The sequence below is a fragment of the Meiothermus sp. genome (genome assembly GCF_025056915.1).
In the GTDB taxonomy this organism is placed as follows: domain Bacteria; phylum Deinococcota; class Deinococci; order Deinococcales; family Thermaceae; genus Meiothermus.
On sequence record NZ_JANWVH010000123.1, the window covers coordinates 1 to 5,214 of the forward strand.

At 59.7% G+C, this 5,214-nt stretch carries 3 protein-coding genes; 1 reads left to right on the forward strand and 2 read right to left on the reverse strand.

All coding sequences use genetic code 11. The features are described from left to right. The first annotated feature begins 221 nt into the window (after positions 1-221). Positions 222-1,622, forward strand: a complete 1,401-nt coding sequence (locus tag NZN28_RS13735; RefSeq protein ID WP_295399088.1) for an Ig-like domain-containing protein — start codon at positions 222-224, stop codon at positions 1,620-1,622. On the opposite strand, the gene NZN28_RS13740 is transcribed toward NZN28_RS13735, so the two are convergent. Further along, the gene (locus tag NZN28_RS13740) at positions 1,619-4,372 is read right to left on the reverse strand and encodes a PA14 domain-containing protein (RefSeq protein ID WP_367275842.1); all 2,754 of its coding nucleotides are present in this window, start codon (positions 4,370-4,372) and stop codon (positions 1,619-1,621) included. The two genes, NZN28_RS13735 and NZN28_RS13740, sit on opposite strands and share 4 nt — an antisense overlap. Positions 4,373-4,394: 22 nt before the next feature. Next, positions 4,395-5,214, reverse strand: an 820-nt coding sequence (locus NZN28_RS13745; RefSeq protein ID WP_295399092.1) for an NAD(P)-dependent oxidoreductase, incomplete at its 5' end; no start/stop codon positions are given.

Below are 5,214 nucleotides of genomic sequence, written 5' to 3' on the forward strand. Positions count from 1 at the left end.
GTGAATGCCGCCGGGCCCTCGAGGACAACCTCGCCCAGGAACGCGCGGCGAAATAGCGAACAATAAAAAGCGTAGTTCACCCCGAGATGCGGGGTGGGCTTTTCCTTTTCTAAAGACCTCCTTAAAGATTCACTAAAAAAGCTCTAGGTTAGGCGTTATATCGTTCGTTACATGTGGGTTCTGGGCTGCAACGGCTCGGCCCCAACACGAGCGTGTTTACCATGAGACGTTACATTATTGCCCTCCTAGCTACCGTGATGGTTGCGTGCGGTAGCGATCCAAGCACATCTACTGGGTCGCCCGGAAGCCCCAGTCTGAAAATCCTCAGTCCGGTAAGCGGCGCCAGTCTTAGCAGTCCCAGCGTTACAGTGCAGGTAACGGCCAGCGACGATACCGCCGTTAGCCGACTCACCTACCGTGTCAACGGTGCAGGGGAGGTGGCCGTAACCATTACGCCTGGCCCCACTGTGAGCGCCAGCTTCGCGGTCTCGAGTCTGCGTGCAGGAAGCAATACCATAGTGGTCACGGCCTACGACACCAGCGGCCAAAGCAGCAGCGCCAGTTTGAACATTCAGGTCAGTAGCAGCAACCCCTCCACCTATCCCATACCCAGCGGCCCCACCTTTTACGTAGGCCCCGGCGGGAGCAACACCAACGACGGGAGCCGCGAGCGCCCGTGGGCAACAATAACCTATGCTGCTGCCCAGCTCAAACCTGGCCAGATTCTGAGGGTGTTACCCGGTACCTACAACGAAGCGGTAAGCGTAAGCGTGAGCGGCACAGCCTCGCAACGCATTGTGATTGCCTCGGATACCCGCTGGGGAGCCAAAATCAACGCCCAGGGTGCTCTTTTCGGCATTGATGTGCGCGGCAGCTACATTGACGTAATTGGTTTCGAGGTGACCAACTCCACCAACAGCGGCATCATTAGCTGGCGGCCTTATAACAGATTTTTATTCAACCACGTTTACGGCATCAGGGCCCAGTGCGACTCCAACGGGGGCGCGGGCGTCAACATGAGTTCACCCGACTCGTCCGACGGAGCCATGATTGGCAATCTTGTACACGACATCGGCGACCTATCGGCGGGTTTTTGCACTCGAATTCATGGCATCTACCAGGGTGCACCCCGAGGCACGGTACAAAACAACATTACCTATCGGGCTCGAGGTTTCGGGATTACCACCTGGCATGCCGCCACAGCCGTAACCATCAGCAACAATCTATCCTTTGCCAACCTGTACGGGGGCATCTCGGTTGGCTCGGGGGACAACACCCGCGGCAACGTGGCCGAAAACTTTCTCGTGGCCAACAACATTGTGGTCGGAAACCCCAGGGGCATCAGCGAGGAAAACAACACCGGCGTCAATCGTTTTGTTAACAACCTGGTCTGGAACAACACCACCAACTGGCGTTTGCAAACCAGCTCACATCAGGGCAGCCTGAGCCTGGATCCCGGCTTTGTCAACTACCGCCCGGACGGCTCGGGCGACTACACCCTGAGCAGCAGTAGCCCAGCCATAGACAAGGGCATTCCCGAGCGGGCCCCGGAGTTCGACTTCCTGGCCAGGCCCCGCGTCCAGGGGGCCACCCTCGACCTTGGCCCCTTCGAGGTTCGCTAGGGCAGACCGGTCGCTCGAATGCGCAGCGCCCTGGCGGGCGAGGGCACCCCTCGCCCGTCCAACACGTAAAGCTGGTAATAGCCGGGTGGGGCCAGGTTGGGGCTGGCCGGCGCAACCACCGTCAGGGTATTGGGGCCAGTGCGGCTGAAGCTTAGCTCCAAAAACCGCTGCCCCATGTTGAAGGCGTGGGTGACCGCTCCAAAGGCAACCACCGTGACCCGATCCACCACCGAGCTGGGCACATCGGTGGTGATGGTGAAGGTCTGCCCATAGCTCACCCGCTCTGGCGCTGATTGAATTATGGGCCGCGTGGCCTCGCTGCCGTCGGCATTGTAGAGGTAGGGGGGGTAGTAGATTTCAGCATTGAGCTGATTGACTTTTTGGCTGTTGCCCATTTCTTTGTCGCACTCTTTTCTTGTTGGATCGTCGTCTTCACCGGTGGCCCCCCCTCCCATGGTGATGATGGTGCCATCGAGCAGAAGCAGGGCGGTGGAGTGGTAGGTGCGGGGGCACTGGGCTTCGGCGGCCGGCTTGAAGGCTTCGGTGCGGGGCGACCAAATTTCACTTTCGTAGACCGCAGTGGCGTTGTTGAACTGTATGCCGTCGGCGTTGCCGCCGTTCACAAAAACGCGCCCATCGGGCATCAGGGTGGCGTTCAGGTGGGTGCGGGCGTGTTTCATCCGTTTTTCTTCTGGCAGTTCCCGAACCGTGATGTTCTGGTTGGTGGGGTTGAGTTCAATCACCTGGGCGGTGGCGCCTCCTTGCGGACCACTGAACCCGATCCAGCCACCCCCCAACACCAGGATTTTCCCCGGCTCGTACATCACCGAGGAGCCATAGTAGCGGTTGTAGGTCTGGACGTTGATGGGGCCCCACGCACCCGTTCCGCTGGTGTTGAGGTAGTACCAGTTCAGGTAGCTCCCGGAAAGAAACACCTGTCCGTTGGGGGCTACGTGCACCCAGGGGTAGAAGTGCTCGATGCCCTTTCCAAACGAACTGGCCGTGGTGAGCCGGCGCAGGGTGTTGGAAAAGGGGTTCCAGACATCGGCAATGTAGTTCTTGTCGTTGTCTATGCCGTCCCCGTTATGGTTATCTGCATTGCCCCCGATGATGAGCATCTCCTCGTTGGGCAGCGTGATCATGCTGGGGTACCAGCGCCCTTGGGCCATGTTGGGGCCTGCGGCCCAGGTGTTGGTGGTTGGGTTGAAGATGTTGGTGTGAGGGTGCCCGGCGGCAAAACCCTCTTCCCCTCCGGTTGCCGAGTAGTCGTAGCCCAGGTTGCCGCCGGCCATGTAAACCTTGCCATTGGCCGCAAGCACGTAGCCGACGCAGAAGAGGTCGGTGCGGTTGTTGTCGAAGCGCGCCTGGCTCTGGGCATGGGTGGGCGTGCCAGGGGTCCAGACGAACACCTGGGTGGAGCTGTGCCTTTCAAAGTCACGATAGTTATCGCTCTGGCCCTTGCCCACCGGGTCGAGGCCGTGGAAGGTCATCACCCGGCCATCAGGCAGCAGCACGGCGTGGGTGGCCACCGTGGGCCAGGGAAGCTTGGGGCCAAACTGGCCAATGCGGGCCTTGACATCGCGGCGAAAAGCACTTCGGGGCACTATCTGCTCAGCCTGGCCGGGATACGACCAGCGGAGCTTGACCGCCCCACGCGGGTCGCGGTTGTAGTACTCGAGCTTGATACGGTAGCTTTGCCCTTGCAAAAGCGCAATCTGGGCCGTGCGGCGGGTCAGGCCCTGGTCGGCCCAGCGGTTGATCAGGAGCTGGTTGTTGACCCAAAGCCGCACACCATCGTCGGCCAGCACCACAAAAGTGTAGGTCGCCGTAACCGGCGCGGTGAGGAGTCCGACCCATCGGATGCTGAAGGTGTCGGCACCCATGCCTGGCAGGGGGGGCTGGCCGTTAAACTTGTGGTTTATGCCCGACTCGATTCGCCGGAAGAAAAGGCCGGTCAGGTCGGGGTTGTCGAAGTATTCAGCGTCGAGGCCCTCGTCTTCGTTGCCCAGAAGACTCTGGCTCGAGGTATAGTCATCGGCAAACGAATAGGCGGTGCTACTCTGGCTAAAGCCCGGTTCACTATAGGCCTGCGTGGTGGCCTCGAGAACAGCCGGCACGCTGTTCCCTGCCGCATTGCGGGCCGTCAGGCGATACGTGTAGGGCGTGCCGGAGCCTAGGTCGGGGTCGGTGTACGAGGTCACGTTAGCGGCAAGGTTGCCGGTCAACACAGTGTAGGGGCCGTCGCGGGTGCGGCGCTCGAGGGTGTAGCGCGTAACTCGAGCGGGGGCCGTCCAGGTCAGGCGAAACTCCACAGTTCCACCGGAGCCTGTCTGGGGTGTGGCCTGCAAGTCGGTTGGGGTATCGGGGGGCTCGAGTGGGCGTGGCGGTATGGTGACATCCACTGAGACCGCAGGGCTGTTCCCCCCACCATTTCGCGCCACCAGGCGGTAACTGTAGGTAGTGCTGTACTCCACCGAAGAATCGGTGTACTCGGTTGTGGAGATGGTAGCCAGGGGTGAGAAATCACCTCCCGGCCCACGGCGCTCGAGTTGGTAAGAGCTTGCACCTGGAACAGCATCCCAGGTCAGGACGACCTGCGGGGTGTCGTCGGGGGACGCGCTGAAATTACTGGGTGCACCGGGCGGCTTGGGCGAACATGCTGCCAGCACCAGTACAAATAAAACTGTAAGAACTCTTTGCGTCCAGCTTCCTGCAAACACTCCTCCTCCTAACCCCTCCCTACGAACCACTTCCTCACTTCTGGTGGGCTTCCTAGGCCTGCGGAACTACCGGCGCTTTCTCTTCCGTGGGATTCTGCAGATGGGCCCGTTCAATCAGGTCTTTCTCCCAGCCCAGGTAGTATTGCTTGACCGATCCCGAGGCCGTGTCCTCGGTCAGATACTTAACGTTGGAATACATCGGCGCCCGGTAATCACGTACCTTGCCACTCTTTAGCGCATCAATCACCTGCTGGATGCCTTTCTCAACTGTCCACTGGGGTACAAAGCCCAGCAGGTTACGAATCTTGGAGAAGTCTACCCGGTAGTTGCGCCGGTCGCCATCACGGCCCGAGTCAATCAGCTCAGCGTCGGGAACCAGTTTCTTGACCAGCTCTCCCACCATGCCCAGCGTCATGTTGCCCTCGTTGCTTCCAACATTGAAGGTCTCGTTATGAACCAGTTCCTTCGGCGCTTCCACCGCCAGCATTACCGCCTGCGAAGCATCATCTACGTGCACAAACGGCCTCCACTGGTCGCCCCCAAACACCGTGATCTTTTTCTCAACCACGGCCTTTGCTGTAAGCAGGTTGACCACCAGATCAAATCGCGTACGGCCCGAAAGACCATAGATGGTGCCAAAGCGCAGAATCACTACCGAGAAGTCGTCACTCTGGAGCTTGTGCAACACCTGCTCGGAAGCAATTTTGCTGCGGGCGTACAGCGAGACCGGATTCAGGCTGCTGCGCTCGTTGAGCACCAGGTCGCTGGCCCCATAAACAGAACAGGTGCTGGCAAAAATAAAGCGCTTGACGTGCATGCCCTTGGCAATTTCGGCGATGGTACGGGTGGCGACCAGGTTGATTTCGATGGTG